This window comes from Chloroflexota bacterium (assembly GCA_026713825.1).
GTDB lineage: Bacteria > Chloroflexota > Dehalococcoidia > Lucifugimonadales > UBA1127 > UBA1127.
The window spans coordinates 16,931-43,683 of record JAPONS010000026.1 but is presented as its reverse complement, the minus strand read 5'-3'; the positions used below and the strand labels follow the sequence as shown (position 1 = coordinate 43,683).

At 68.3% G+C, this 26,753-nt stretch carries 23 protein-coding genes and 1 tRNA gene; 11 read left to right on the top strand and 13 right to left on the bottom strand.

Going from position 1 to position 26,753, the window contains the following annotated elements:
• The first annotated feature begins 147 nt into the window (after positions 1-147).
• From OXC99_03245 to OXC99_03235, 3 genes are all read left to right on the top strand, one after another.
• A complete protein-coding gene (locus OXC99_03245) occupies positions 148-978 on the top strand; it encodes an SDR family NAD(P)-dependent oxidoreductase (protein ID MCY4624002.1) in 831 nt (276 codons plus the stop codon).
• Positions 979-1,068: 90 nt separating this feature from the next.
• Positions 1,069-2,412, top strand: coding sequence for a Na+/H+ antiporter NhaA (nhaA, locus tag OXC99_03240; protein ID MCY4624001.1), 1,344 nt, complete (start codon positions 1,069-1,071; stop codon positions 2,410-2,412).
• Between the two features lie 232 nt (positions 2,413-2,644).
• On the top strand, positions 2,645-3,403 hold the full coding sequence (locus OXC99_03235; protein ID MCY4624000.1) for an alpha/beta hydrolase: 759 nt from the start codon (positions 2,645-2,647) through the stop codon (positions 3,401-3,403).
• 273 nt (positions 3,404-3,676) lie between these two features.
• Here the strand turns inward: OXC99_03235 and OXC99_03230 are convergent, their stop codons facing one another.
• From OXC99_03230 to OXC99_03220, 3 genes are all read right to left on the bottom strand, one after another.
• Positions 3,677-4,444: an aldolase/citrate lyase family protein gene (locus OXC99_03230; GenBank protein MCY4623999.1), complete on the bottom strand. Its 768-nt coding sequence runs from the start codon at positions 4,442-4,444 to the stop codon at positions 3,677-3,679.
• Positions 4,445-4,634: 190 nt separating this feature from the next.
• Positions 4,635-6,305 carry a thiamine pyrophosphate-binding protein gene (locus tag OXC99_03225; protein ID MCY4623998.1) on the bottom strand — a complete coding sequence of 557 codons (1,671 nt, stop codon included), beginning with the start codon at positions 6,303-6,305 and terminating at the stop codon, positions 4,635-4,637.
• Positions 6,306-6,578: 273 nt separating this feature from the next.
• A complete protein-coding gene (locus OXC99_03220) occupies positions 6,579-8,252 on the bottom strand; it encodes a hydantoinase B/oxoprolinase family protein (GenBank protein MCY4623997.1) in 1,674 nt (557 codons plus the stop codon).
• Between the two features lie 138 nt (positions 8,253-8,390).
• On the opposite strand from OXC99_03220, the gene OXC99_03215 reads away from it, so the two are divergent.
• The 6 genes from OXC99_03215 (at position 8,391) to OXC99_03190 (ending at position 12,789) form a co-directional block, all read left to right on the top strand.
• The gene (locus OXC99_03215; protein ID MCY4623996.1) at positions 8,391-9,521 is read left to right on the top strand and encodes an LLM class flavin-dependent oxidoreductase; all 1,131 of its coding nucleotides are present in this window, start codon (positions 8,391-8,393) and stop codon (positions 9,519-9,521) included.
• A 61-nt stretch (positions 9,522-9,582) separates the two neighbouring features.
• A complete protein-coding gene (locus OXC99_03210; protein ID MCY4623995.1) occupies positions 9,583-10,092 on the top strand; it encodes a hypothetical protein in 510 nt (169 codons plus the stop codon).
• A gap of 158 nt (positions 10,093-10,250) precedes the next feature.
• The gene (locus tag OXC99_03205) at positions 10,251-11,102 is read left to right on the top strand and encodes an alpha/beta hydrolase (GenBank protein MCY4623994.1); all 852 of its coding nucleotides are present in this window, start codon (positions 10,251-10,253) and stop codon (positions 11,100-11,102) included.
• A 95-nt stretch (positions 11,103-11,197) separates the two neighbouring features.
• Positions 11,198-12,028, top strand: coding sequence for a SprT family zinc-dependent metalloprotease (locus tag OXC99_03200; GenBank protein ID MCY4623993.1), 831 nt, complete (start codon positions 11,198-11,200; stop codon positions 12,026-12,028).
• A gap of 84 nt (positions 12,029-12,112) precedes the next feature.
• Positions 12,113-12,397: a type II toxin-antitoxin system prevent-host-death family antitoxin gene (locus OXC99_03195; protein ID MCY4623992.1), complete on the top strand. Its 285-nt coding sequence runs from the start codon at positions 12,113-12,115 to the stop codon at positions 12,395-12,397.
• Positions 12,391-12,789: a type II toxin-antitoxin system VapC family toxin gene (locus OXC99_03190; GenBank protein ID MCY4623991.1), complete on the top strand. Its 399-nt coding sequence runs from the start codon at positions 12,391-12,393 to the stop codon at positions 12,787-12,789. Before OXC99_03195 ends, OXC99_03190 begins: the two co-directional genes overlap by 7 nt.
• A gap of 7 nt (positions 12,790-12,796) precedes the next feature.
• Here OXC99_03190 and OXC99_03185 read toward each other — a convergent pair whose 3' ends face one another.
• Positions 12,797-14,254, bottom strand: coding sequence for an NAD-dependent malic enzyme (locus OXC99_03185; protein ID MCY4623990.1), 1,458 nt, complete (start codon positions 14,252-14,254; stop codon positions 12,797-12,799).
• 291 nt (positions 14,255-14,545) lie between these two features.
• Between OXC99_03185 and OXC99_03180 the strand changes: the two genes are divergently transcribed.
• Positions 14,546-15,517, top strand: a complete 972-nt coding sequence (locus tag OXC99_03180; protein ID MCY4623989.1) for a D-glycerate dehydrogenase — start codon at positions 14,546-14,548, stop codon at positions 15,515-15,517.
• A gap of 165 nt (positions 15,518-15,682) precedes the next feature.
• A tRNA-Gly gene (locus OXC99_03175) sits at positions 15,683-15,757 on the top strand.
• A gap of 10 nt (positions 15,758-15,767) precedes the next feature.
• Here the strand turns inward: OXC99_03175 and OXC99_03170 are convergent.
• From OXC99_03170 to tkt, 9 genes are all read right to left on the bottom strand, one after another.
• Positions 15,768-15,962, bottom strand: coding sequence for a DUF951 domain-containing protein (locus tag OXC99_03170; protein MCY4623988.1), 195 nt, complete (start codon positions 15,960-15,962; stop codon positions 15,768-15,770).
• A 103-nt stretch (positions 15,963-16,065) separates the two neighbouring features.
• Entirely contained in the window at positions 16,066-16,905 is an 840-nt protein-coding gene (gene pyrF / locus OXC99_03165) for an orotidine-5'-phosphate decarboxylase (GenBank protein ID MCY4623987.1), read from the bottom strand.
• Between the two features lie 177 nt (positions 16,906-17,082).
• Entirely contained in the window at positions 17,083-17,967 is an 885-nt protein-coding gene (locus OXC99_03160; protein MCY4623986.1) for a sulfite exporter TauE/SafE family protein, read from the bottom strand.
• Positions 17,968-17,976: 9 nt separating this feature from the next.
• Complete coding sequence (gene pgl, locus OXC99_03155; protein ID MCY4623985.1) at positions 17,977-18,792, bottom strand: 6-phosphogluconolactonase; 816 nt, start codon at positions 18,790-18,792, stop codon at positions 17,977-17,979.
• Positions 18,776-20,260, bottom strand: a complete 1,485-nt coding sequence (gene zwf, locus OXC99_03150; protein ID MCY4623984.1) for a glucose-6-phosphate dehydrogenase — start codon at positions 20,258-20,260, stop codon at positions 18,776-18,778. Before zwf ends, pgl begins: the two co-directional genes overlap by 17 nt.
• Entirely contained in the window at positions 20,260-21,168 is a 909-nt protein-coding gene (gene gnd, locus OXC99_03145; GenBank protein MCY4623983.1) for a decarboxylating 6-phosphogluconate dehydrogenase, read from the bottom strand. The genes zwf and gnd overlap by 1 nt, the downstream gene beginning before the upstream one ends.
• Positions 21,169-21,195: 27 nt before the next feature.
• Positions 21,196-23,919 carry a bifunctional transaldolase/phosoglucose isomerase gene (locus OXC99_03140; GenBank protein MCY4623982.1) on the bottom strand — a complete coding sequence of 908 codons (2,724 nt, stop codon included), beginning with the start codon at positions 23,917-23,919 and terminating at the stop codon, positions 21,196-21,198.
• On the bottom strand, positions 23,912-24,409 hold the full coding sequence (locus OXC99_03135; protein MCY4623981.1) for an RpiB/LacA/LacB family sugar-phosphate isomerase: 498 nt from the start codon (positions 24,407-24,409) through the stop codon (positions 23,912-23,914). Before OXC99_03135 ends, OXC99_03140 begins: the two co-directional genes overlap by 8 nt.
• Positions 24,406-26,424, bottom strand: a complete 2,019-nt coding sequence (gene tkt / locus OXC99_03130) for a transketolase (protein ID MCY4623980.1) — start codon at positions 26,422-26,424, stop codon at positions 24,406-24,408. The genes OXC99_03135 and tkt overlap by 4 nt, the downstream gene beginning before the upstream one ends.
• Between the last annotated feature and the right edge of the window lie 329 nt (positions 26,425-26,753).

Below are 26,753 nucleotides of genomic sequence, written 5' to 3'. Positions count from 1 at the left end.
TGGGTTCCCGCCCCCGTATTGGGGTACGGGGCAGGCCGCGCGGGAACGACGAAGCGGGGGAGCCGGGGTATGGCAGATGGGGTTGGCCGCGGGGTTTCTGGATACCGGCATTCGCCGGTATGACGAGACTAAGGAGAGAGGGTAGAGATGTACGGACTTGAGGGGAAGGTTGCGCTGGTTACGGGGGCGGGCGGTGAGAATGGGATGGGCCGGGGGATTGCGACTCGGCTGGCACAAGAGGGCGCGGACGTGATCGTCAACGACTTCACGGCGATACCGTACCCGGACCGGCCGTGGCGCGGCGTGTCGTCGGTGGTGGAGGAGATCGAGGCGATGGGGCGCCGGTCGAAGGCGATCATCGCGGACGTCTCGGACTCGGCGCAGGTGCAGGCGATGTACGACGAGGCGGTGGCGGAGTTCGGCAAGATCGACATCGTCGTTTCGAACGCAGGCTCGCGGCCCGGCGGGGACCGGAAGCCGGTGGTCGAGGTGACGGAAGAGGACTTCGACCTGGTGCAACGGGTGAACGTGAAGGGTACGTGGCTGGTGTGCCAAGCGGCGGCGCGGCACATGATTGCACGCGGCGGGGGCGGCCGGATCATCACGATGTCGTCCCGCGCGGGGAAGACGGGGACGGCGACGTACGCGGCGTACTGCGCGAGCAAGTTTGCGGTGATCGGGTTCACGCAGAGCCTGGCGCTGGAGGTGGCGCAGTACGGGATCACGGTGAACGCTATTTGCCCGGGGCTGGTGGACACGGAGCGGGTCGATTTCATCGCGGCGGCGACGGCGCCGGAGGGGCAGTCGGCCATGGAGCACCGGGCGTTCATGGTGCGCGACCGGTCGGCGACGATCCCGCTGGGACGGCTAGCGGTGGCGGCGGACATCGCGCGACTGGCGGCGTTCCTGTCTAGCGACGAGGCGGACTACGTGACGGGGCAGGCGATCAACATGGCCGGCGGGCACGAGGTGCACTAGGGGGAACAACCCTCATCCCAACCTCGTATCGAGTACGGGGCAGCCCCTTCCCCCTGAGGGAGAAGGGGCAGAAGGTTAGGTGCGGGGACGTTGCGAATACTGAGGGTCTTGCGGGGGCCGTCCGACCTTGTGAGGGCGCTGCGGGTCCCCATCCAGAACTACATCCACACCGAGGAAGTCGGCGCGTTCATCCTGCTGGCGGCAGCGGCGGCGGCACTCGGGTGGGTGAACTCGCCGTGGGCGGACTCGTACGGGAGCTTCTGGCACAACTACATCTCGATAGACATCGGCATCTTCCACCTCCACGAGAACCTTGGGCACCTAGTCAACGACGGGCTGATGGCGATCTTCTTCTTCCTGGTGGGGCTGGAAATCAAGCGCGAGCTGCTGCACGGCGAGCTTTCGAGCTTCAGGAAGGCCTTCCTGCCGACGGCAGCTGCTGCGGGCGGCATGGTGGTCCCGGCGCTCGTGTACGTCGCGTTCAACGGGACGTCCGGGGCGGGCGCGGCGGGCTGGGGCATCCCGATGGCGACGGACATCGCGTTCGCGCTGGGGGTGCTGGCGCTGCTGGGGAGACGGGCTCCCGCGGAGCTGCGGGTGTTCCTGCTGGGGCTGGCGGTGGTGGACGACCTGGGCGCGATAGGGGTCATCGCCGTCTTCTACTCGGACGCCATCAGCTGGAGCGACCTGGGGCTGGCCATCGCGGTCTTCGCCATAATCGCGGTGTGCATCCGGCTTGGGGTGCGGTCACTGGGGTTCTACGTGATCCTGAGCATCGTGATGTGGCAGTTCCTGCTGGAGTCCGGCATCCACGCCACGCTGGCGGGCGTCGCGCTGGCGGCGGTCGTGCCGTCCAAGCCGTACATCCAGAGGGAGGTCTACGCGGCGGCGGTGGAGGTGCTGCTCACCGACTACAGGCAGGCGATCAGGGACGAGGACAACGAGAAGGCCGAGGCCATCACGGCGCAGATCGAGCGGCTGAGCAGCGGGACGGAGGGGCCGATGGAGCGGCTGGAGGGGCAGGTGCACCCGTGGGTGAGCTTTGTCATCCTGCCGGTCTTCGCGCTGGCGAACGCGGGCATCGTCTTCACGTCCGGCACGCTGTCGGCGGCGCTGGAGAGCAGCGTGACGCTGGGGGTGTTCGTCGCGCTGCCGGTGGGCAAGGCGATCGGGGTCCTTGGCGCGACGTGGCTGGCGGTGCGGCTGGGCGTCAGCGGGCTGCCGGCGGGCGTGTCGTGGGCGCAGGTGCTGGGCGTGGGGCTGCTGTCCGGTATCGGGTTCACGGTGGCGATCTTCATCTCCGGGATTGCGTTCAGCGACCCGGCGGTCGTGGACCAGGCGAAGATGGGCGTGTTTGCGGCGTCAGTGCTGGCGGGGGTTGTGGGGTATGTGGTGTTGCGGTGGGTTGGGGGACGTGGGGCTGACGCGGAGTAGGGGGAGAACTCCCCCATCCTAACCTTCCCCCCAAGGGGGAAGGGACTAGCCCCTCGACACCGCGCCTCTGGATTTCTGCCTTCGCAGGAATGCCGAATGGGAAACACCCAATCCGTTCGTGGGACCCTTCGACAGGCTCAGGGCGAACAGTTTGGCGCTCGCCTTGACACCTTGCACCCCCAAACTACAATCGCGTGCAATCGACTGCTGCGGCTGAGAAAGGGGTATTGCTATGCCTATGTATGAGCGGGGGGATGTGCGGATACGGTATGAGGAGGTGGGGTCCGGGTTTCCGCTGCTGGTGACGCCCGGCGGGGGGTTGAACTCTCGGGTGGAGGTTTGGCCGGGGCAGGTGTTCAATGCGATGGAGGCGTTCAAGGACGATTTCCGGTGCATCACGATGGACCAGCGGAACGCCATCGGCGGCGAGTCGAGCGGGCCGGTGCAGGTGGAGGACCCGTGGGACGCTTTCGCGGACGACCAGCTGGGGTTGATGGACCACCTGGGCATCCGGGAATTCTTCTTCATGGGCTACTGCATCGGCGGGCCGTTTGCGATGAAGCTCATCGAGCGGGCGCCGGAGCGGGTGCTGGCCGCAGTGCTGTGCCAGCCGGTGGGGCACGCGGAGGCGACGCCGGACGCGATGTACAACGGCGGGATGGAGAGCTGGGGCCCGGCGCTGTGTGAGCAGCGGCCCGACGTGACAATGGACGTTGTGGAGCGGTACCTGCACAACCTATATCGGGTGCAGCCGGACTTCATGTATTGCGTGTCTCGCGATTTTGCCGCGTCGTGCCAGACGCCGCTGCTGGTGATGCCGGACGACACGCCGGCGCACTCGTACCAAGCGGCAATGGACCTGGTGGCGCTGGCGCCCAAGGCCGAGGTGACGGCGTACCCGTGGAAGGAAGCCGAGGACGTGAAGTCGCGGACGATCGAGCAGGTGCGGTCGTTTTTGAAGGCACACCAGCCCTCGACGGCGGGGCGGTAGGGGGCGTTCGCCCCCTACGATTTCCCTCAGGACGAACGGAGGGGGCGCGGCCCTCCATCCCAGCTTTCCTCCGCGAGCGGGGGAAGGAGTCCCAGCCCCGCACCTCCGGGTTCCCCCGCCTGCGCGGGGGCAGGCTCTGCCTTCGCAGGAGCCTTCGACAGGCTCAAGGCGATTGGGGGACTCCCCCCATCCTAACCTTCCCCCACAAAGGGGGGAAGGGACTGCCGCGCGGCCCTTCTGGATACCGGCATTCGCCGGTATGACGGGGGGTACTCAAAGGTCCGCGTTGACGTCTTTGAGGAAGTCCTCCGCAGCTTTGCGGAGGAGGGCCCAAGCGGAGACTGTTACGAAGTTTGCGCCCTGGCGGATGAAGTCTGCTACGGCGGCGGTGTCGTTGGGGTTGTTGCCGCCTACGCCTACGTGCTTGCCGCCGGGTCGGATGCGGGGGATGACATCGCTCATAACGCGGCGGACCTCTGCCGCGCCGGGGTTGCCGAGGCTCTGGCCGAGGTCGGAGGGGGCGACGTGGAGGACGTCGGCGCCGGTTACTTGCAGGATGTCGTCGAGGTTGTTGACGGCCTCGATGTCCTCAACCATGGGGATGACGAGTAGCTGGGAGTTGATCCAGGCCGTTGCCTCGCTCATGGAGACGCGGATGCCGTAGTTGTGGGCGCGGCCGCCAGCGACGCCACGGTAGCCGTCGGGATGGTAGCGGGCGGCGCGGGCGACGGCGGCAGCCTGCTCGCCGGTGTTGACGTGGGGGACGATGATGCCCTGGAGGCCGCGGTCGAGGTAGCGGAGGATGGTCTGCTCCGAGTGGTCGGGAATGCGGGCGATGGGGGTGATGCCGAAGGACTCGGCGGCGCGGACCATGTGCTCGACCTGGTCAAGGTCGGCTGGGCCGTGTTCGCAGTCGATCATGACGAAGTCGTAGCCGAGGGCACCGAGGATCTCGACCATGTCGGGGGCGTAGCGGGTGACGATGCCGCCGAAGACGACGTTGCCCTCGTTGAGCTTGGCCTTCGTGGTGTTGGTGCGCATTTTCTTTCCCCTTTTTGGTTGCGTGCGGGGTGGTGTGCGTATGCTAGCGTGCCGGCGCGAGCGGGGGAAGGGATACCTTCGTCTCCACCCCTGGATACCGGCCCCGTATCGGGGTACAGGGCATGTTTTCGCCGGTATGACGATGGGGGTGGGCGGGGGAAGGGACTTTGGCACCGGCAACAATCGTGTGCTACAGCGAGCCGTCTATGATGACGTCCAGAAGGGCGGGGCGGTTGGAGGCTACGGCTCTGTCTATGGCGGGCTTTATCTGGGCGGGGTCTGTTATGCGCTCGCCGTGTACGCCCATGCTGTTGGCGATTGCGGCCATGTCGAAGGGGGCGGCGAAGTCGGAGTAGGGCAAGCGGCCGCCAGAGGTCTCCGGCATGCCGAGGACCTCGCCCTGGTAGACGTTGAAGTTGACCTTGAGGACGCGGTACATGCCGTTGTTGCAGATGACGAAGACGCAGGGGATGTTGTCGTTGGCGGCGGTCCAGAGGCCCTGGACGGTCATCATGGCGCTGCCGTCGCCGAGGATGCCGAAGACGGGGCGGTCCGGGTAGGCGACCTGCGTGCCCATCGTGGCGCCGGTGCCGCCGCCGATGGACTGGCCGCGGACGGCGCGGATGTCAGCGCGACGGGCGGCGTGGATGTAGTGGCGGAGCGGGCCGCGGTTGCTGATGGCGTCGTCGACGACGATGGCGTTGGGTGGGAGAGCGTCGGCGAGCTCGGACATCATGCGGGCCGGGCTCATGGGGCGGTTGTCCCAGCGCTCGGCGACGGAGGCCTCGTAGGCCTCACGGTTGCGGCGGGCCTCGGCGACGACGGCGCGGCGGCGTTCGTCGATGGCGGGCAGGGCGGCGGGCGACAGGCGCTCCTTCACGAGCGCGGTCAGATCAGCGAGGGCGAGGCCGCAGTGGGCGACGATGCCGACATCGGTGGGCTCGGAGCGGCCGATGCGACCGGGGACGGGGTCGATGTGCACGAGGCCGGCCTCGGGGGGCAGGATGACGTCGCCCCAGTAGAAGAGCTCCTCGAAGGGTTCAGCTCCGACGGCGAGGACGAGGTCGGCGCGCTGCACGGCGGCGCGGGAGGCGGCGACGCGCAGGGAGAGGTTGCCGTGGAACTGGGGGTGGGCGGAGGGGAACGCCACCTCGGCGCCCCGGACCTGGTAGACGGGTAGGCCAATGAGCTCCGCCAGCTCGACCGCCTGCTCGTTGGCGCCGTCGTCGGAGGCGCGGTCGCCCACGAGCATGATGGGGCGATCGGCGTCGAGGAGCAGGGAGGCGGCGCGAGCGATGCCGTCCGCGCTGGGGCGCGTCGCATCGAAGGCGGGCCGGGAGGGCACGATGTTCATCTCGGCGATGCCCTCGAGGGCGTTGGAGGCGAACCCGACGTAGACGGGGCCCTTCGGGTGGGTGTTGGCCTCGTTGAAGGCGCGGCGGAGGGCGCTGGGGACCTGTTCGGCGTGGGTGAGCTCGACGGCCCACTTGGTGACGGGCCGGACGAGCTGGGCGAGGTCGGTCATGGACTCGTTCACCTTGCGGACGTCGTAGTTGGCGGAAGTGACGACCATGGGCGTGCCGGTGTTGAGGGCGTCCAGCATGAGAGCGATGCCGTTGGCGAGGCCGCTGTCGACGTGGAGGCTGACGAAGGAGGGGCGTCCGGTGGCGCGGGCGTAGGACTCGGCCATGCCCATGGCGACGCTCTCCTGGAGGGTGAGGAAGTAGCGGATCTCCGGGTAGTCGCCAAGCAGGTCGATGAAGGGCGCCTCGCTGGTGCCGGGGTTGCCGAATATGTACTCGATGCCCTCGGCCTTGAGCATTTCGAGCAGGGCCTGCTTGCCGGTCATGGTTTCTGGCATGGGGGCCTCCGGTGGGATGCTGCCCTCGGGGCGGGCGGATGGAATGCGGGGGGATTGTACACCACGCGACGGAGGTGGGGGTGGTTGGGGGAGGACGCCTCGCGGGGACTGCGGCCCCCGTTCATGCTTCGATTTCCCTCAGCACGAACGGTTCCACTCCGCAACCCCAAGGTTCCCGCCCTTGTATCGGAGTAGGGGACAGGCTCTGCATCCGCAGGGACGACGTGTTCCCCTTAGCCCACTGGATACTGGCCTTCGCCGGTATGGAGAAGGTCAGGCGGGTTTGCCCCAGCCGCCTCCGCCGGGGGTGCGGATGCTCAGGACGTCTCCGGGGGCGACATCGAGGGTTACCTTGGGGGGTAGGTGGACTTCTTCTACGCCGTCTTTGAGGAGGACCGTTTCGCCGGGGGTGGCGTCTGCGCCGCCCTGGAGGCCGTAGGGGGCGGAGCGGCGGCGCTCGGCGAGGACGGTGACGACGGCGGGGGCGAGGAATTCGGTGTCGCGGACGACGCCGTCGCCGCCGCGGAACTGGCCGTCGCCGCCGGAGCCGCGACGGACGCGGTAGCTGCGGACGCGCATGGGGTGGTAGAGCTCGAGGGCCTCGATGGGCGTGTTCATGGTGTTTGTCATGTGGGTGTGAACGGCGGAGAGGCCGTCGGCGCCGGGTCGGGCGCCCATGCCGCCGGCGATGGTCTCGTAATAGGCGAACCCGCGGTTGGCGGCGTCCTGGTGGCCCCCGACGAGGACGTTGTTCATGGTTCCCTGACTGGCGGCAGGGACGACGTCCGGGAGAGCCTTGGCAAGGGCGCCCAAGAGGACATCGGTGATGCGTTGGGAGGTCTCGACGTTGCCGCCGGCGACGGCGGCGGGCGGGCGCGGGGTCACCAAGCTGCCCTCGGGCGCGACGACGGCGACGGGGCGGAGGATGCCCTGGTTGGAGGGGGCGGCCTCGCCGACGATGCAGCGGAGGACGTAGAGGGCGGCCGAGAGGGTGACTGCGAGGGGCGCGTTGACGCAGCCGCGGCGCTGGGCGGCGGTCTCGGAGAGGTCGAGGGTCATGGCGTCGCCGCGGACGGAGACGGTGACGGCGATGGGGACAGGCTCGTCCGTGAGGCCGTCGTCGTCGAGGACGTCGGAGAAGGAGTAGTCGCCGTCGGGGAGCGCGCGAATGGCGGCGCGGGTGAGGCGCTCCGAGTAGTCGAGGAGGGCGGACTCGTGCTCGCGGACGGTGGCCCAGCCGTAGCGTTCGACCATCTCCTGGAGTCGGCGCTCGCCGGTGCGGCAGGCGGCGATCTGGGCGGCGAGGTCGCCACGGCGCTCGTCGGGAGTGCGGGAGTTGCGGCAGAAGAGGGCGACGACCTCGGCGTTGACCTCACCGGCGCGGACGAGCTTCAGGGGAGGGATGATGAAGCCCTCCTGGAAGAGCTCGGTGGAGCGCGGGAGGGAGCCCGGGGTCATGCCGCCGATGTCGGCGTGGTGGGCGCGGTTGGCGACGAAGCCGACGAGGGCCTCTCGACTACGGCCACCCCTTCCGTTCGCCCTTCGATTTCCCTCAGGGTGAACGGCCTCATCAATCCTCCCTGTCTGTCGGGGTTCCTGCCTTCGCAGGAACGACGATGGGGGGGCGAAGACGGGGGCGACGAGGGTGACGTCGTTGAGGTGGGTGCCGCCGAGGTAGGGGTCGTTGAGGGCGATGATGTCGCCGGGGTCGAAGTCGAAGCCCTCGAGGGCGGCGGCGACGGAGGCGGGCATGGCGCCGAGGTGGACGGGGATGTGGGAGGCCTGGGCGACCATGTTGCCGTGCGGGTCAAAGAGGGCGCAGGAGTAGTCCTTGCGCTCCTTGATGTTCGGGGAGAAGCCGGTGCGTCCGAGGGCGACGCCCATCTCCTCTGCCACGGAGGCGAGGAGGTTCTTGAAGACCTCGAGGGATACGGCGTCTACGGGCATTGGGGCCTCCGGGTGTGTTGTTCTATGCGTGATTGTACCACCTCGCCGATGGCGACCAAGGTTGCGCTGACGGTGTTGAACGTGGTATCACTGCGTAGCCGTTTTCGGCGACCGCGATAGAGAGGAGTCACTCTCCCCATGAAATTCTATGGCTTCGATGAGTTCACGTACCCCGGCGTACCCGACGAGGTGGGGCCGGAGACGCTGCAGACGAACCGCTTCTGCGACCCCGGCCTGGCAGCGGAGACATACCACGAGCACCTGGAGGAGTTCCTGCTCTGCGAGGAGCTGGGGTTCGAGGGGGTGTTCGTCAACGAGCACCACTTCACGTACTTCAGCCTGAACCCGTCGAGCACGCCGCTGGCGTCGGCGCTGATCGCGCTGACGAAGCGGATGAAGGTGGGCGTGATGGGTCACGTGCTGCCGCTGCGCCACCCGGTGCACACGGCGGAGGAGTTTGCGCAGCTCGACTGCCTGTCGGGCGGGCGATTCATCGGCGGGATCGTGCGGGGCGTGCCGCAGGAGCTGATCTCGTACAACGTGGACCCGTTCACGAGCCGGGAGCGGTTCGCGGAGTCGTACGACATCGTGAAGAAGTGCCTGTCAGAGGAGCTGTTCGACTACGAGGGAAAGTTCTACAACCTGCGGGCGGTCTCTGTGTGGCCGAAGCCGATCCAGAACCCGTTGCCGATCTGGATGCCGGCGGGGTCGGCGGAGACGATCGAGTTTGCGGCGGAGCGGCGCATCCCCATCGCGCGGGTGTGGAATCCGACGGCGGTGTTCCAGGACGCCTTCGAGTACTACAAGGACGTCGCGCGGGACCAGTACGGGTGGGAGGCGACGCCGGACTACTTCATCGGGTCGCGGTACCTGCACGTGGCGGAGACGAACGAGCAGGCGATCGAGGAGTGCCGCGAGGCGGTGATGTACGTTCGGCGGCTAACGGCGTTCAGCCGGCCGGTGCCGATGCCGGCGCCGCTGCCGGGCGTGCAGACGGACAGGAGCTTCGACTACCGGAAGCGGTCACGGGGCTCGGAGATGCCGGCACCGGGGACGCCGTTCGAGAAGCTGCGGGAGTCGGGCTACATCGTGTGCGGCGACCCGGATTACGTGACGGAGTGGCTGCGGAACGACATGGAGACGGCGGGCTACGGCAACTTCCTGGGGATGTTCCGGTGCGGGAAGCTGAAGCACGAGCACGTGATGAAGTCCAAGAGGCTGTTTGCGGAGCACGTGATGCCCGCGCTGGCGGGAGTGAACGCCAGCTAACCAATACCAACACCGGCCGGTGGAGCGCTTGAGGCGAGCCTCGGCCACGGAGGCGATCGCGATGCCCCTGCCCCTGTACAACGGCGCGAACCATGTCCTCGACGAGAACTCGGTGGAGATAACCCGGTTGATACAGGAGACCCGCGACGGGATGGCGGTGGGGGGCTGGGAGCTGGCGGTGCCGGAGCCGGGGCCGGACGGGAACCCGTTCCTGTTCATCTTCGTTGGGCCGACGGCGGAGCACCGGGGCAGCAGGCTCCGGCTGCACATGGCGGCGAAGGACGGGGCGACGGTGCCGGACGATGCGCAGGTGCTCATCGAGAGCTTCTACAAGTCGGGCTCGGAGCGGCAGGCCATCTACTCCGGCGCGTACGGGGACTTCAGCGCCATCGCCGACCAGACGGACCCTGACGCTTCGCTCTCGGCACAGCGGCGGGTGGAGTCGGGCGAGGACTACCTGGTGCGCGTCGAGGTGGCGGTGCCAGAGGGCGGGCCGGTGCCGGATCCCGCGGCGCCGGGGTCCGGGTTTCACATCGACTGCGTAAAGATCTGGTGGACGGAGTCGGCATAAGGGCCATCTGTCAGCCAGGCAGTTTGACAACCTAAAGCCCAACGGACTGGCGAACAAGCGCCAACCCTGCCCTACTGGATTCCCGCCTCCGCGGGAATGACGATTCGATGAACGGGTTGGCGAACATCCTCAACGCATAGCATTTCAGGAGCGGACTCATGGGTGCAGCAGACGGCTCGGTCTACGGCCGGCACACGGCGCAAGTTGGCGGCGTGGAGGTGCCCTACTTCCGGGGCGGGCGGCTGGAACGGTACGCGCCGGTGGTGTACCTGCACGGCATGGGGCCGTCGGGGCGGTGGGAGAGCTACCACATCGCAATGGGCACCGTGACGGACATCTGGGCGCCGCAGATGCCGGGCTGGGCCGACGGTGCGCCGCCGGAGGGTGTCTCGAGCGTCGACGACTACGCGCGGCTCATTGCCGGGCTGCTCGGCGACGCGGGAATCGAGGAGGCGACGCTGATAGGCCACTGCGTCGGCGGCTGGCTGGCGATGCGGATGGCGGCGGCGCAACCGGAGCGGTTCCGTCGGCTGGTGCTCGTCGACCCACTGGGGCTCTCGTGGGACGACGCGCCATCGGTGGACATGGCGGCGATGGACGACGAGGCGTTTGCGACGGGGATGTTCGCCCGTCTGGGGATGGTCGCGACGGCGGACCGGACGGGCTTCGGCACGCAGTGGGAGAACGTGCGGCAGGGGCCGGAGTTCATGCGGCAGTCGAAGGGACGGGAGACGCTGGCGAAGGTCGCGGACGGCATCGGCGACGCGGAACTTACGGGGGCCGTCGAGGGACTGACGGCGGAGACGCTGCTGGTGTGGGGCGTCATGGACGGCATCGCGCCGTTGTCGCAGGCGGAGCGGCTGCGGGAACGGATGGCGAACGCGCGACTGGCGGGGGTCGACGGCGCGGGGCACCTGCCGATGGCGGAGCGGCCGGAAGGGTTTAACCGCATCGTTCGGAACTTCATCATCGGGCTGGACGAGGACGTGCCGAACGTGACTGTGCAATAGCTGATTTCCTCACCATCCAGCCCGGTTCAGCGCAAGCCCAGAAACTGTTACCTCAGCACATAGCGTGTACACCAACGCAGCTCTAAACTACACCTATGAAATTGGCCATTCCCCGACCGCGCAAGCGGCCGATTCGCCCGCCGCCACCGCCTGAGCTGGACTCGGTCGAGTGGAACGGACGCCGCATCGACTTCACCGTTATTCGCAGCCCTAGGCGCAAGCGGACGATGGGACTTCGCGTGCTGGGCGGGATAGTGGAGGTGCGGGCGCCGGTGCGGATCTCGCAGAGGCGCGTTCGAGAGTTCGTGCAGGCCAAGGGCAGCTGGGTAGTGGACAAGCTGATCGAGTACCGAGAGCGGCCCAAGATCCCACCCTTCGGGTACGGCGAAAGCGTGCCGTACCTCGGTCGAAACGCCGCGATAACCATCGAGGCAGGACCGGTTGAGGCAGTGGCGGTGAGCCTTCACGACGAGGACTGCAACGTCTTCGTCGAGGAGCCCGACCTCATCTACCTCGGCAGATGGCACTTTCATGTGACGGCGCCACCGGGGCTGGAGGGAGATGCCCTCAGGGAAAGCGTTCGAGAGGCGCTGGTCGGGTGGTACAGGACACAGGCGGCGGAGGTCATTCAACAAGCGGTGGACGAGTGCAAGCCGTTTGTGGCGCCGATGGCCAAGCCGGTGGTGCGCATCAGCGGGGCGCGGGCGCAGTGGGGGAGCTGCTCGGCGGACGGGGTGCTGCGGTTCAGCTGGCGGTGCCTGATGCTGGACGAGCAGGATATCGAGTACGTCGCGGTGCACGAGCTGGCGCACCTGAAGGTGCGGAACCACTCGAAGGCGTTCTGGCGCGTGGTGACGAAGGCGATGCCGAACGCGCTCGCCATTCGGCGGGGCATCACGCGGTCGTCGCGGAGGCTGCCGGGGTGAGGGCGTTGGAGCGTCTGGCGAGCGGATTGTGACCATGGCCATGACCATGGTATTATTCGGAGACCACTTTGCAAGGAGCCGTACATGGCGACCTATACAGGACAAACCCCAACGCGGACGATCAAGGCGTCCGAGTTCAAGGCGAAGTGCCTGCAGTTGATGGATGAAGTCGCGGAGAGCGGCGAGGAGATTGTCATTACGAAGTTCGGGGAGCCGGTGGCGAAGCTGGCGCCGCTGCGGGAAAAGCCGAAGACGCCGTGGTTTGGACGGGACCGAGGGCTCATAGTCATCCACGGTGACCTCGATATTGACACGAGCGAAGAGTGGGAGGCGGAGTCCAATCCGGACCGGGTGTTGAACCCATGCTAGTGCTGGATACACAAGCGCTTGTCTGGGACCGGCTTGGGGACTCACGCCTAGGCAGGCGGGCCAGACTCCGTATTGAGCAGGCCTTACAAGACGCCAATCTTGCCGTTTCAACCATTACGTTCTGGGAAGTAGCGATGCTCCACGGGAAGGGGCGCATAGAACTTCGCGTGGATGTAGAAACATGGCGCGCTACCCTGCTGCGCGATGGTCTGGTGGAGATTCCTGTCGACGGCAACATCGCAGTGCGCGCCGGTCTTCTCACCGACCTCCATCGAGACCCAGCCGATCGCTTTATCGTCGCGACGGCGCTTGGAGGCCACGACCTTCTCACCTCAGACCGCCGCATCCTCGATTGGCAGAGCGAGCTCGTGCGGGTGGACGCCCGGGAATAGTGACCACCTACACGCCGCGGCTGCGGGGGGAGTAGGAGGTTACGCGGCGGCGGGAGCGGCGGGCGACGCCGGTGCGCTGGGCGGCGGCGGCCACCTCCCGGGCGACGCGGCGGACGACACCCTTATCGAAGATGCTGGGGATGATGTAGTCCTCGTTGAGGTCGCTGTTGGGGACGCCGGCGGCGATGGCCTGGGCGGCGGCGAGCTTCATCTCCTCGTTGATCTCACGGGCGCGGACGTCCAGGGCGCCCCGGAAGATGCCGGGAAAGCAGAGGGCGTTGTTGATCTGGTTGGGGTAGTCAGAACGGCCGGTTGCCATGACCCTCGCGATGCCCTGGGCCTCCTCGGGCCAGATCTCCGGGTCCGGGTTGGCCATGGCGAAGATGATGGGCTCGTCGTTCATTTCCCTTGCCATAGCGGGGGTGACGGTGTTGGGGCCGGAGAGGCCGAGGAAGACGTCCGCGCCTTGCATGGCCTTGGCGAGGTCGCCCTCGATGTTGTCGGGGTTGCTGATCTCCGCGAACTCGTCCTTGGCCTTGTTGCCGCGGTTGTCGCGGCCGCGGTAGACGATGCCCTGGGTGTCGCAGCCGATGATGTTGTAGCAGCCGGCGGTCATGAGGATCTTGGCGCAGGCAATGCCGCTGGCGCCCACGCCGTTGACCACCACCTTCAGGTCTTCCATCTTCTTGCCGGTGATCTTGACGGCGTTGATGAGGCCGGCCAGCACCACGACGGCAGTGCCGTGCTGGTCGTCATGGAAGATGGGGATGTCCAACTCGTCCTTCAGGCGCTCCTCGACATAGAAGCAGCGGGGGGCGGAGATGTCCTCCAAGTTGACGCCGCCGAAGCCGGGGCTGATGGCCTTCACGATCTCAACGATCTCGTCGGCGTCCTTGGTGTCGAGGCAGATGGGGTAGGCGTCGACGCCGGCGAGCTCCTTGAAGAGGACGGCCTTGCCCTCCATAACGGGCATGGCGCCGCCGGGGCCGATGTCGCCGAGGCCGAGGACGGCGGTGCCGTCGGTGACAACGGCGACGGTATTGCCCTTGCCCGTCAGCGTCCAGAGGGCCTGCGGGTCGTGGTAGATGGCCATGCTTACGCGGCCGACGCCGGGCGTGTAAACGATGGACATGTCATTGCGGGTGGTGACGGGCGAGCGGCTGTTGACCTCAATCTTGCCGCCGAGGTGCCGCAGGAAGACGGGGTCAGAGACGCTGGCCACCTTGACGCCGGGCACCTTGCGGACGCGGTTGGCGATACGCTCGCCGTGGGCAACGTCGCGGGCGTTGACGGTGATGTCGCGGGTCATGGAGGTGCGGCTGGAGCTGACGGTGTCGATCGCGCCGATGTCGCCCTCTACCTCGCCGATGGCAGCGGAGATGGCGGCCAGCATGCCGACGCGGTTGGGGTACTGGGCCCGCACCGTGATGCTATAGGCGATACTAGGGTTGTGCCTCGTGGTCATTGCTGGATCCCTCCCCGGCGGTGTTGGGTGCGGGGGACGGCCCCGTCTCCCGTCGACTGCGACAGCAAGACCGTAGCAAAGCCAGCGCAGATTGCAGCCATAGTACCCAACTTGGTCTTGTATGGGCAAGGGCGAGCGAGAGCGGCAATACGTTTGGAGTCAGCGTCTGGCATGTATCAATAGCCCCCAAGCTAAAGGAATGGTCTATACCACCAACAGCTTCGCAACGGCATTGAAGCGTCCCACCTTCCAGCATCTACAATGAAGACAGAGACCGCTTTGGAGACGCGCATGATTGACGGACGGGTGTTTGTCACGCGGGAAATTGCGCCCGACGCGCTGGCCCGGCTGCGGGAGGAGTTTGCCGAGGTGGACGTGTGGGAGGCGTATGAGCCGCCGCCACCGGACAAGCTCGCCGAGCGGGCTGCGGGGTGCGTCGCCATCGTGACGATGATCTCGGACCGGGTGGACGCAGAACTGCTGAACGCGGCGCCGACGCTCAGGGTCGTCGCGAACATGGCCGTCGGGTACAACAACGTCGACGTGGCGACGTGCGCGGGGCGGGGCGTGCTGGTCTCCAACACACCGGACGTGCTGGAGGAGACGACGGCGGACCTGGCCTTCGCGCTGATGCTGGCGGTGGCGCGGCACGTGGTGGCGTCCGACGCGGACACGCGGGCGGGCAACTGGGGGCTGTGGCACCCGGCGCTGTGGCTGGGGACGGACGTGTACGGGGCGACGCTGGGCATCGTTGGCATGGGCGCGATTGGGAGCGCGGTGGCGCGGCGGGCCCGGGGGTTCGACATGCGCCTCCGGTACACGGCGAACAACCGCCGGACGGAGGCGGAAGCGGCGCTGGGGGCCGTGTACGTGCCGGACCTAAAAGAGCTGCTGGCACAGAGCGACTTTGTGTCGCTGCACGTGCCGCTGACGGTCTCTACGCACAACCTCATGGGCGCGGCGGAGCTGGCGGCGATGCGACCGACGGCGTTCCTCATCAACACCTCTCGCGGGGACGTCGTGGATACTGAGGCGCTGCTGACGGCGCTGCGGGAAGGGCAGATTGCCGGGGCGGGGCTGGACGTGACGGCGCCGGAGCCGATCCCGGCCGACCACCCGCTACTGGCGCTGCCGAACGTGGTGGTGACGCCGCACATCGGGAGCGCGAGCTTCGCGACGCGGCGTCGGATGGCGATGATGGCAGTCGAGAACGCGATCGCGGCGTGCAAGGGAGAGGCGATGCCGAGCCGGGTGGCGGGGTAGGGGGGTCTCCGTTCGACAGGCTCCTTCGGCGCGCTCAGGACGGGGTCAGGGCGAACGGAGTTTGCGGGCTAGTTTTTGGATTCCTGGATACCGGCGTTCGCCGGTATGACGATTAAGTTGGTTGACCGGTTGGCAACGGGATTCCTATAATGAATGCCTACCTGAGCGGAAGTAGTTCAGTGGTAGAACGCCTCCTTGCCAAGGAGGAGGTCGGGGGTTCGAATCCCCTCTTCCGCTCCAGTTTTCCCCTCTACTGAGCCTGTTCGTGGCGTTTTACGCGCCGCTCCAGCTCGCTTCTCGGGAGCATGACTCGGCGGTTGCACGTCCGGCAGACGATGCCGATGTCCATACCTACCCGCACGACTTCCCACGTCGAGCCACCGCAGGGGTGCTGCTTCTTCAGCGTGAGGATGTCTCCGAGGTGCAGGTCGAGGATCGGCGGCAACGTGACTTCCTTTCCGGCTGCGCCCCTCTTCCTCTCTGGATTCCCGCTTTCGCGGGAATGACGGTAGCGAGGGGGCCCTTCGACAGGCTCAGGGCGAACGGGGTTAGGCGGCCCAACCGAGGCCGCGGTCTTCGAGGACGCGGTTGATGGTGTCGCGGAGGTGTTGGGCGGCGTCGCGGGCGGCCTGGGGGTAGGTGGCGGGATCGTCGCCGGCGTAGATGACGCCGCGGCTGGCGTTGACGATGGCGTTGCGGCCGCGCTCGTCGATGCCGGCGGCGACGGAGCGCTCAAGGGCGCCCTCCTGCGCGCCGACGCCGGGGATGAGGATGGGCATGTCGGTGCAAAGGTCGCGGACGCGCTCGAGCTCGTCGGGGTAGGTGGCGCCGACGACGAGGCCGACGTTGCCGTTGTCGTTCCACTTGGCGGCGGTCATCGCGACGTACTCGTACATGGGGCGGGTGTCGCCACCGGTCATGGGCGTGACCTGGAGGTCCTGGAACTCGCGGGCGCTGGGGTTGGAGGTGCGGCAGAGGACGAGGATGCCGCGCTCCGGGCGGGCGAGGAAGGGCGCGAGGGAGTCCCGGCCCATGTAGGGATGGAAGGTGGCGGCGTCAAAATCCCAGACGTCGAAGAGGGCCCTGGCGTAGCCGGCGGAGGAGTTGTCGAGGTCACCGCGCTTGGCGTCGGCGATGACGGGGATCCAGTCGGGGATGGCGTCGAGGGTGGCGCGGAGGGCGTCGAGGCCGGGAGGGCCGAACGCCTCGTAGAAGGCCAGGTTGGGCTTGTAGGCGCAGACTAGATCCGCGGTAGCCTCGATGATGGCGCGGTTGAACTCGGCGACGTCGGCGACGGGCATGCGCACGGGGTCGGGGTCGAGGCCGACGCAGAGGAGGCTGCGGTTGCGCTCGGCGGCGGCGAGGAGGTTTTCGGCGAAGGCGGGCATGGGCGGCTCCTGCGAGGGGTGTGGGGGCTGCTAGTGAGTATAGCAGAGGGGGCGGGGGTGTTTCGGTGGTTGAAGGAGCCTTTCGGCGGAGTTCAACTGCGCCGCAACACGCAGCTCAATGACGAGGGCCTCGAATGGTGAGGTTCCCGCCTGCGCGGGAACGACGGGTTGGGGGGCTTACCCCGCATCGCGGAGGGCTATGACTAGGATGCCGACGGCGAGGAAGACTACGGCGAGGAAGCGTTGGGAGACGTTGGGGGGGAGCTTGGCCTGGAGGCGGGCGCCGAACTGGGCGCCGGTGAGAGCGCCGGGCATGGACCAAACGACGACGTGCCATGGAGGCTCGCCGCCGATGGCGTGGATGAGGGCGGCGAAGAAGACGGTGACGGTCAGCGTCGTGACGGAGGTCGCAACGGCGATTCGCGGCGGGAGCTTGCCTCGAAGGACGAGCTGGGTGGTGGTGACCTCGGGGAGTCCAGCGCCCATGAGGCCCTGCAGGAATGCGCCGCCCGCGCCCATCGCCTGGCTTCCGGTGCGGCCGGGGCGGGTGTAATGGTACTCGCGGCCGTCACGGGCTTGGACGACGGCCGCGGCGGAGGAGCCTTCGACGGGGTCAGAGGGAGCCGTAGCCTTGTCCGTGGCGTCGGGGTTCCCACCTTCGCGGGAACGACGAGAGGTTGATCGGCGGAGGTTGGTCCAGAGGAGGAAGCCGGCGAGGGCGATGAGGCCTGCTCCCAAGGCGGCTCGGAGGGCGTCGGCGTCGACTATGAGGGCGACGACTGCGCCGCCCATGGCGAAGGGGACGGTCACGAGCAGGAGCGAGCGGACGATGGTGAAGTCTACGACGCCCTGGCGGTTGTAGCTGAAGGCGCCGGAGCCCGTGCCGGCGATCATCGTCATCAGGCCGCCACCGATGGCCTGGGCGGGCGGCAGGCCGACGACGAGGAGGAAGAAGGGCGCGAAGAAGAGGCCGCCGCTGATGCCCGTCGAGATGGCGAGGGTCGCGATGCAGACGGCGGCGGGGTAGACCCACCAGAGGGAGAGGATTTCCGCCATGTCCATGCGTCGCGCCTAGCTCTGGCCCGAGGGGTCGTTGGCAGGGTGAGAGTGCGCGTTGTCGGGCTGCCCCTCTCCTGGATTCCGGCTTTCGCCGGAATGGAGGAGTGAGGCGGCGGCGGCGGCGGTCAGGTGCCAGACTACGGCTGAGTCTTCAGGGATGACGAGGGCTATGGGGGGCGTGGCGTCGGCTGCGTTTGGGGCAAGCGCGCGGCGGACGGCGTCGGCTTTGTCCGCGCCGGTGGCGAGGACGGCGACGTGGCGGGCTCGGTTGAGTGTCGGGAGCGTCAGGGTGATGCGGTGGGTGTCCAGGTGGGGGACCCAGTTGGCGACGACAGAGCGCTCGTTCTCGGCGAGGGATGCGGTGTCGGGGAATAGGGAGGCGGTGTGGCCGTCATCGCCGACGCCGAGGAGGGCGAAGTCCAGGCGGCCGTCGGGGGCCAGGGCGCCGGCGAGGGTGGCGGCATAGGCGTCGGCAGCCTGCTGCGGCGGGGCTTCGCCCGCCATGCGGTGGACATGCGATTCGGGGATGGGGACGTGGTCGATGAGGGTGCGCTTGGCCATGCCGTAGTTGCTGTCGGGGTGGTCCGGCGGGACGCAGCGCTCGTCGCCCCAGAGGACGTGCCAGCGGGGCCAGTCGATCTCGGCGACGTACGGGGGCAAGGCGAGCAGGCGGTAGAGGGCGGCGGGGGTGCTGCCGCCGGCGAGGGCTATCGTGAAGCGGGAGCGCTCGGCGATGGCGTCGGCGGAGAGGCGGGAGACCTCACGGGCGAGGGCCTCGGCGGCTTCGTGGGGCGTCGCATGGATATGGATGTCAGGGGGATGGGGCATACCGCTGTCCGCAGACGGTGATCCAGTGGTGGCCGTGCTCGGCGAGAAGGCGGTCGGCGGCGTGGGGGCCCCAAGTGCCGGGGGCGTAGCGCTCAGGACGCGGGGCGTTGGGGCGCGACCACGCCTCCAAGAGCGGGTCTACGACGCGCCAGGCCTCCTCAATGTGGTCACTGCGGATGAAGAGCGCGGGGTCGCCGTTGATGGCGTCCTGCAGGAGGCGCTCGTAGGCGTCGGGGATTGCTTGCTGACCGAATGCCCACTCGTACTGGAACTGCATGTGCTCGGAGCGCATGGTGAGGCCCTGGCCGGGCACCTTGACCTCGAAGCGGAGATGGGCGCCCTCGTCGGGCTGGAGGCACAGGGCGAGCAGGTTGGGGTTGCCGGGCAAGACGGTGTCAGGGCCGGCGATGACGGAGGGCGGGCGGCGGAATTGGACGACGACCTCAGAGATCTTGCCGGCCATGGACTTGCCGGAGCGCAGGTAGAAGGGGACGCCGTGCCAGCGCCAGGTCTCGACGAAGAGGCGCATGGCGGCGAAGGTGGGTGTGCGGGAGCCGGGCGGGACGTCAGGCTCGCCGAGGTAGCCGTCGTACTGGCCGGCTACGGCGTTGACGGCGGCCTCCCCGGGCGTCCAGTGGCGGATGGCCTTGAGGACATCGACCTTGCGGTCGCGGAGGGAGTCGGCGTCGACGCCGGTCGGGGGCTCCATGGCGATGATGGTGAGGATCTGGAGCAGGTGGTTCTGGACCATGTCGCGGACGACGCCGGAGGTGTCGTAGTAGCCGGCGCGGTCGCCGACGGAGAGCTCCTCGGCGACGGTGATCTGCACGTTGTCGACGTAGTGGCTGTTCCAGAGTGGCTCGAAGAGGATGTTGCCGAAGCGGAAGACCATGAGGTTCTGCACGGTCTCCTTGCCAAGGTAGTGGTCAATGCGGTAGACCTGCTCCTCTCGAAAGAGGGAGTGGACAGTGCGGTTGAGATCCCGCGCGGTGGCGAGGTCTCGGCCGAAGGGTTTCTCGATGACGACGCGGCGCCAGCCGTTGCCCTCGTCGGTCATGCCGCTGGCGCCCATGTTGCGCAGGGTGACCTCGTAGAGCGAGGGGGCGATGGAGAGGTAATAGAGGCGGTTGGCGACGCCCTCAAAGCCGCGCTCGAACTCGTTGAGGAGCTCGGTGAGTAACTCGAGGTCCTCGAGACTGTCGAGGTCGCCGGTGACGTAGTGGAGGTGCTGGGCGAAGTCCTCCCACTCGTCCGTGCGGAGGGCGAGGGGGCCGAACTCGCGGACGCTCTCCCACACCATCTGCCGGAAGCCCTCGTGCGTGAGAGGCGTGCGGGAGAAGCCGACGAGGTTCATCTCGAGAGGACAGCCGCCGTTGCAGCGCAACTCAAAGAGGGCGGGGATGAGCTTGCGGCGGGCCAGATCGCCCGTCGCGCCCATGATGACGATGGTGATGGCCTCTCCGGGCATTACTCGGCCTTCCTGACCGCGTGGCCGCCGAACTGGTTGCGCATGGCGGCGAGGAGCTTCGCGCCGTAGGAGTCGTCCTGGCGGGAGCGGAAGCGCATCTGCAGGGCGAGGGTGATGACCGGCGTGGGCACGGCGAGGGCGACGGACTCGTCGACGGTCCAGCGGCCCTCGCCCGAGTCCTCGACGTAGGGCTGCAGGCTCGACATGTCCGGGTCGCCCTGCAGCGCTTCGGCGGTGAGGTCGAGGAGCCAAGAGCGGACGACGCTACCGTAGCGCCAGATCTCGGCAATCTGCGGGAGGTCAAGGCCGAACTCCTCCTTGGCCTTCATCAGCTCAAAGCCCTCGGCGTAGGCCTGCATCATGCCGTACTCGATGCCGTTGTGGACCATCTTCGCGAAGTGGCCCGCACCGGCGGGGCCGACGTGGCCGTAGCCGCGGTCCGGGCCGGGGGCGAGGGTCTGGAAGATGGGCTCGACGAGGTCAAAGGCTTCCTTCTCGCCGCCGATCATGAGGCTGTAGCCCTCGGTAAGGCCCCAGACGCCACCGCTGGTGCCGGCGTCGAGGAAGTAGATGCCCTGCTCCTTGAGGGCGGCGGCGCGGCGCATACTGTCCTTGTAGTTGGCGTTGCCGCCATCGATGACGACGTCGCCGGGCGACAGGGCGCCGCAGACTGCGTTGATAGTGCGCTCCGTGACCTCGCCGGCTGGGGTCATCACCCATGCGGCGCGCGGGGGCGTTAACTGGGCAGCGAGCTCGGCGAGGGAGCCGGCGCCGGCGGCGCCTTGGGCCTCGACCTCGCGGACGGCTTCGGCGCGGACGTCGTATGCGACGACGCGGTGGCCGCCGCGCAGGAGCCGGAAGACCATGTTGGCGCCCATGCGCCCCAGGCCTATCATCCCGAGTTCCATGGCTCGCTCCTTTCAGGACCCAAGGGGCTAGAGGGCTGCGATGCCCTCGGCGACGGCGTTGGCGGAGAGGCGGACCCGCGCGGCGCGGAGGCCCGCGGCCTGCAGGGCCTGCAGGTCGCCGAAGGACTGGGCGTCGGCCAGCGTACCGAAGCTGTAGCCCTGCCCCGGTATGTCGATGTCGTTGGGGTGGTCCGTGGTGATCTGCAGGAACACGCCGGTGGCGGGGCCCCCCTTGTGGAGCTGTCCCGTCGAGTGGAGGAAGCGCGGGCCGTAGCCGGACGTGGTCGTGATGCCGTGCCGCTGCATGACGCGCAGGCGCAGGGCTTCCAGCGCGGCATCGACCTCGGGCGTCTGCCGGACATAGGCCATGATGCAGAGGTAGTCGCCGGGGGCGGCCTGCGCGAGGAGCTCATCGAAGGAGCAGGTCTCGGCGGCTGCCGGCAGGGCGCCGTCGCGGGCGTAGGCGTCGAGGACCTCGGCGGTCTTGTCCTTGGCGCCCTGCACGTTGGGCTGGTCGAAGGGGTTCACGCCGAGGACGGCGCCGGCGACAGCCGTGGCGAACTCCCAGCGGTACATCTCGGCGGCAAGGTCGTTGCGGTCGCGGAGGGTGAAGCGGAGGACGGGGTGGCCGGCGGCCTCGAGGGCGGCGATTGCGCCGTCGGTGGCCTGGGCGTCGTCGCCGTCGAGGCAGAGGTAGGCGAAGACACGGTCGGCGCCGTAGCTCTCGGGGCCTAGGAGCGGCTCGTTGGCGACGGGGACGATGCCGACGCCCTCCTTGCCGAGGCTCTCGGCGATGAGTTGCTCCGCCCAGAGGCCGAAGCAGCCGAGGGCGGGCGTGGTGACAAAGGTGAGCTTGTCGCGGCCGGCCCTGGCGAGAGCGCCGATGGAAGCTCCAAGCTGCAGGCCGGGGTGATCGCCGGCCGGGACGCCAGGGGCGCACGCACACTGCATGAGGGCGGCGCGGTCGAGGAGGGCTGCCACGTCGATGCCGGTGAGGACGGCAGGGACGAGGCCGAAGTAGGAGAGGACGGAGTAGCGCCCGCCGATGGTCTCCGGGTTGAGGAAGGTGCGCAGGAAGCCCTCGTCACGGGCGAGGCGTTCGAGGCCGCTGCCCTCGTCGGTGATGGCAACAAAGCGTGTGCCGCCTTCGGTACCGAGGGCGTCGTCTACCAGCTTGCGGAAGTAGCGGTAGCCCGTGAGGGTCTCAAGGGTGCCGCCGGACTTGGAGGAGACGAGGAAGAGGGTGCGGCGAATGTCGATAGCGTCTCGGACGGCGGCGGTCCACTCCGGGACGGTGGTGTCGAGCACGGTAAGACGCGGACGGCCGGGGGCCTCGCCGAAGACGCTGCGGAGGGCCTCTGCGCCGAGGCTGCTGCCGCCCATGCCGAGGAGGACGACGTCGTCGATGCCCATGCCGCTGACCTCGCCAGCGAAGGACTGCAGAGCCTCGGCGTGCGGGCGCATGGCGGTAGGAAGCGTGAGCCAGCCAAGACGGTTGGTTATCTCCGTGGGGTCGGGCTTCCAGAGGGTGTGGTCGGCGTCCCAGATGCGGCGGACAGCGTCGCGCTCGACGAGGTCGGCGACGGCGGCGTCGACAGCGGGCTGTGACTCGCCGAGGGCGGCGGTCGCGGCGTAGTGGCTGGCGAGGAGGGCGGCCTTCTTCTCCTCGACGTTGGCGAGGAGAGTGACGAAGGAGTCGGCGAAGGCCTTGACGCCGTCGGCGAGGAGCTTGTCGGTGACCTCAGTCATGCTGACGCCGTTGGCCTCGAGAGCATCCATGACGCGGTCGGCCTCTGGGATGGAGGGCTCAAGGGAGAGGGCGACGTTGCCGTGGTCGAGGTAGCTCTCCAGGGTTGCGGGGGGCATGGTGTTGACGGTGTCAGGAGCGATGAGGGAGTCGATGTACAGGACGTCGCTGTATGCGGCGTTCTTGGTGCCAGTGCTGGCCCACAGGGGCCGCTGGGCGCGGGCGCCCTTCGCCTTCAGGGACTGGAAGCGCTGGGTGGCGACGGTCTCCTGGAAGTCGCGGTAGGCGAGGGCAGCGTTGGCTATCGCGGCCTTGCCGAGCAGGTCGGCGAGCTCCTCCTCGCCGGACTGCACCCAGGGCTCGAGGAGGCCGTCGACGGCGCTGTCGACGCGGCTGACAAAGAAGGAGGCGACGGAGGCGACGCGCGAGAGGTCGCCGCCGGCCTCCGCCAATCGCTCCAGGCCGGCGATGTAGGCGTCGCGGACGCGGCTGTAGGCGTCGCGGTGGAAGAGCAGGGTCACGTTGACGTTGATGCCCTGCCCAATGAGACGCTCGACGGCGGGGACGCCCTCGGGCGTTCCGGGCACCTTGATCATGACGTTGGGGCGGTCGAGGGCCGCGAAGAGACGTTCGGCCTCGGCGACGGTGGCCTCAGTGTCGTGGGCGAGGGTTGGGCTGACCTCGAGGGACGCGAAGCCGTCGGCGCCGCCGGTGGCGTCATATACGGGGCGGAGGAGGTCGGCGACGGCCTGGATGTCCTCGATGGCAAGGCCCTCGAAGGCCTCGGTGGCGGTGGCACCGGCGAGGGCGAGGGCGAGAAGCTGCTCGTCGTAGTCGGCGCCCGCGGCAATGGCCTTCTCGAAGATGGTGGGGTTGGAGGTCAGGCCGGTGATGCCTGCCTCGACGAGGGCGGCCATTGTGCCGGAGGCGATGAGGCCGCGGCTTACGTTGTCATACCAGATGGACTGGCCGAGCTTCTTGGTTTCCTGCAAGGGGTTAGCCACGTTCACCTCCGTTAGCGCTTTCGACAGCCTGACGCAGGGCGCGCTGCTCCATGGCGTTCACCTTCTGCAGCCGCCGGTGATAGCGTTCGCCGGGGAGCATCTCGGCGGAAAGGAAGGCCGAGGCGAGCTCCTTGGCCACCTCAATGCCGACCACCCGCGCGCCGATGCAGAGAACATTCATGTCGTCGTGCTCCACGCCCTGGTGGGCGGAGTAGACATCGTGGCAGATGGCGGCGCGGACGCCGGGGACCTTGTTGGCGGCAACGCTGGCGCCGACACCGCTGCCGCACAGGATGATGGCGCGCTCGGCGTCGCCAGAGACGATGGCCTGGGCGGCGGCGTCCGCGAAGTCAGGGAAGTCGTCGTTGGGGTCAAACTCGTGGGCGCCGAGGTCGATGACCTCGTGGCCCTGCGAGGCGATCCACGCCGACAGGTCGGCCTTCAACGGAAATCCGCCGTGGTCGGCGGCGATGGCCACGCGCCTGCTCATGCCGTCACCTGCTGCAAGAGGGCGGCGGCCTCGCCGGCGACGCGCTCGGCGGTGAAGCCGAACTGCTTGAAGAGCTCGCCGCCGGGGGCCGACGCGCCGTAGTGGTCTATGCCGACGATGCGGCCGCGGGCGCCGACGTGGCGCTCCCAGCCGAAGGAGGACGCGGCCTCGACGGAGACGCGGGCAGTGACCTCCGGCGGGAGGACGCTGTCGCGGTAGTCCTGCGACTGGGCGTCGAAGAGCTCCCACGAGGGGAGCGAGACGACGCGGACGGCGGCGCCGCGCTCGTGGAGGAGGCGACCGGCGTCGAGGGCGACCTGCACCTCAGAACCGGTGCCGATGATGATGACCTCGGGCGTTGGGCCGCTCTCCCAGAGGACATAGCCGCCGCGCCGGAGGCCGGATGCGGGGGGAAGCACGGAGCGGTCCAGCACGGGCAGGTTCTGGCGGCTCAGGGTCATGAGCGTCGGGCCGTCCGAGCGCTCGATGGCGGCCTTCCATGCCTCCACGGTCTCGGTGGCGTCGGCTGGCCGCACGACGGTCAGGTTGGGGATGGCGCGCAGGGCCGCGAGGTGCTCGATGGGTTGGTGCGTGGGGCCGTCCTCGCCAAGGCCGATGGAGTCGTGGGTGAAGACGTAGACCACGCGGATGCCCATGAGGGCGGCGAGGCGAATGGGCGGCCGCATGTAGTCGGAGAAGGTCAGGAAGGTGCCGGTGTAGGGCACTAGGCCGCCGTGGAGGGCCATGCCGTTGGCTACGGCCCCCATGGCGTGCTCTCGGACGCCGAAGTGGAGGTTGTTGGCGGTGCGTTCAGCGGCGGAGAAGTCGCCGCGGTCGCCGAGACGGGTGTTGTTGGAGGGTGCGAGATCGGCGGAGCCGCCGACGAGGCCGTGGACGTGTTGCACGATGGCGTTGAGGGTGCGGCCGGATGCCTCCCGCGTCGAGACAGGCTTATCGCCGGGGTTGAAAAGGGCGTCGGCGTCGGCGCTCCAGCCACCGGGAAGCTCGCCAGCCCACGCACGCTCGAGCTCGGCGGCGAGGTCGGGGTAGGCCTCGCGATAAGCGGAGAAGCGCTCCTCCCACTCGCTTTGCGCCTGCTGGCCGCGGGGGATGGCCTGCCGGTACACGTCGAGGGCCTCCTGCGGCGTCGTGAAGGGCTCCTCGTAAGTCCAGCCGAGGGCCTCCTTGGTCAGCGTGACCTCGTCAGCACCGAGAGCGGCGCCGTGTGCGGCGGCGGTGCCGCCCTTGTTGGGGCTGCCGAAACCGATGACGGTGTGGCAGACGACCATGCTGGGGCGGTCCGTGACGGCGAGGGCCTCGCGGAGGCCGGTGTGGACGGCGTCGGGCTCCATGCCCTGCTCGACGTCGACGACGTGCCAGCCGTAGGCGCGGAAGCGGGCGGGCACGTCCTCGGTGAAGGCGAGGTCGGTGGAGCCCTCGATGGATATCTCGTTATCGTCGTAGAGGACGATGAACTTGCCGAGGCCGAGGTGGCCGGCGAGGGACGCGGCCTCGGCGGTGACACCCTCCATGAGGTCGCCGTCGGAGGCGACGACGTAGGTGTTGTGGTCGATGACGGTGTGGCCAGGGCGGTTGTAGTGACTTGCGAGCCACTGCTCCGCGATGGCGATGCCGACGGCGTGGGCGAAACCCTGGCCGAGGGGGCCGGTGGTGACCTCGACGCCGGGGGTCAAGCCGCGCTCAGGGTGGCCGGGCGTGATGCTGCCCCACTGTCGCAGGCGTTTGATCTCGTCGAGGGATAGGTCGTAGCCGGTAAGGTGGAGCAGGCCGTAGAGGAGCATGGAGGCGTGGCCGGCGGAGAGGACGAATCGATCGCGGTCATGCCAGTTGGGGTCCGTCGGGTTGTGCTTGAGGAAGCGGTCCCAGAGGGTGTAGGCCATGGCGGCCTGGCCCATGGGGCCGCCGGGGTGACCGTTGCCCGCCTGCTGCACCGCGTCGGCGGCGAGCAGGCGCAGGGTGTTGATGCAGAGGGTGTCCAGGTTGCCGTCCGGCATAGAGCGCTCCTCACGCAGCCGGCGTCGCGAGCGGGGTTGAGGGGCGGCGCGGCCGGCCCTTGGGCGAATGTGCCGCGCGCATGCCGAGGGCATCGGCGGGCGCGCTGGTCTTCTCCCCTAATGTTACCCCGGCAAGGTGTGGACTGCTAGGCGGCAAGGGTGCGGGTTGGTGGCAAGAAGATGGTCTTGACGTCGTTGAGCCACTGTGCCTTGAGCCCTCGGGGAAGGGGAGACGTAAGCGGGCCGCCCTGGTTGGCAGGGGCGTCTGCGGGCCGCCCTTGTGCTGACGTAAGCGGGCCGCCCTGGTTGGCAGGGCGGCCCGGTGGCGA

Excerpts from the sequence above, each read along its gene's own strand:
- OXC99_03185 (MCY4623990.1), bottom strand. The coding sequence starts at position 14,254 with ATGACCACGAGGCACAACCCTAGTATCGCCTATAGCATCACGGTGCGG.
- pgl (MCY4623985.1), bottom strand. The coding sequence starts at position 18,792 with ATGCCCCATCCCCCTGACATCCATATCCATGCGACGCCCCACGAAGCC.
- OXC99_03225 (MCY4623998.1), bottom strand. The coding sequence starts at position 6,305 with ATGCCAGAAACCATGACCGGCAAGCAGGCCCTGCTCGAAATGCTCAAG.
- OXC99_03245 (MCY4624002.1), top strand. The coding sequence starts at position 148 with ATGTACGGACTTGAGGGGAAGGTTGCGCTGGTTACGGGGGCGGGCGGT.
- OXC99_03160 (MCY4623986.1), bottom strand. The coding sequence starts at position 17,967 with ATGGACATGGCGGAAATCCTCTCCCTCTGGTGGGTCTACCCCGCCGCC.
- OXC99_03200 (MCY4623993.1), top strand. The coding sequence starts at position 11,198 with ATGAAATTGGCCATTCCCCGACCGCGCAAGCGGCCGATTCGCCCGCCG.
- gnd (MCY4623983.1), bottom strand. The coding sequence starts at position 21,168 with ATGGAACTCGGGATGATAGGCCTGGGGCGCATGGGCGCCAACATGGTC.
- tkt (MCY4623980.1), bottom strand. The coding sequence starts at position 26,424 with ATGCCGGACGGCAACCTGGACACCCTCTGCATCAACACCCTGCGCCTG.
- pyrF (MCY4623987.1), bottom strand. The coding sequence starts at position 16,905 with ATGCCCGCCTTCGCCGAAAACCTCCTCGCCGCCGCCGAGCGCAACCGC.
- OXC99_03215 (MCY4623996.1), top strand. The coding sequence starts at position 8,391 with ATGAAATTCTATGGCTTCGATGAGTTCACGTACCCCGGCGTACCCGAC.
- OXC99_03235 (MCY4624000.1), top strand. The coding sequence starts at position 2,645 with ATGCCTATGTATGAGCGGGGGGATGTGCGGATACGGTATGAGGAGGTG.
- OXC99_03190 (MCY4623991.1), top strand. The coding sequence starts at position 12,391 with ATGCTAGTGCTGGATACACAAGCGCTTGTCTGGGACCGGCTTGGGGAC.
- OXC99_03135 (MCY4623981.1), bottom strand. The coding sequence starts at position 24,409 with ATGAGCAGGCGCGTGGCCATCGCCGCCGACCACGGCGGATTTCCGTTG.
- OXC99_03180 (MCY4623989.1), top strand. The coding sequence starts at position 14,546 with ATGATTGACGGACGGGTGTTTGTCACGCGGGAAATTGCGCCCGACGCG.
- OXC99_03220 (MCY4623997.1), bottom strand. The coding sequence starts at position 8,252 with ATGCCCGTAGACGCCGTATCCCTCGAGGTCTTCAAGAACCTCCTCGCC.
- zwf (MCY4623984.1), bottom strand. The coding sequence starts at position 20,260 with ATGCCCGGAGAGGCCATCACCATCGTCATCATGGGCGCGACGGGCGAT.
- OXC99_03210 (MCY4623995.1), top strand. The coding sequence starts at position 9,583 with ATGCCCCTGCCCCTGTACAACGGCGCGAACCATGTCCTCGACGAGAAC.
- OXC99_03205 (MCY4623994.1), top strand. The coding sequence starts at position 10,251 with ATGGGTGCAGCAGACGGCTCGGTCTACGGCCGGCACACGGCGCAAGTT.
- OXC99_03195 (MCY4623992.1), top strand. The coding sequence starts at position 12,113 with ATGGCGACCTATACAGGACAAACCCCAACGCGGACGATCAAGGCGTCC.
- OXC99_03230 (MCY4623999.1), bottom strand. The coding sequence starts at position 4,444 with ATGCGCACCAACACCACGAAGGCCAAGCTCAACGAGGGCAACGTCGTC.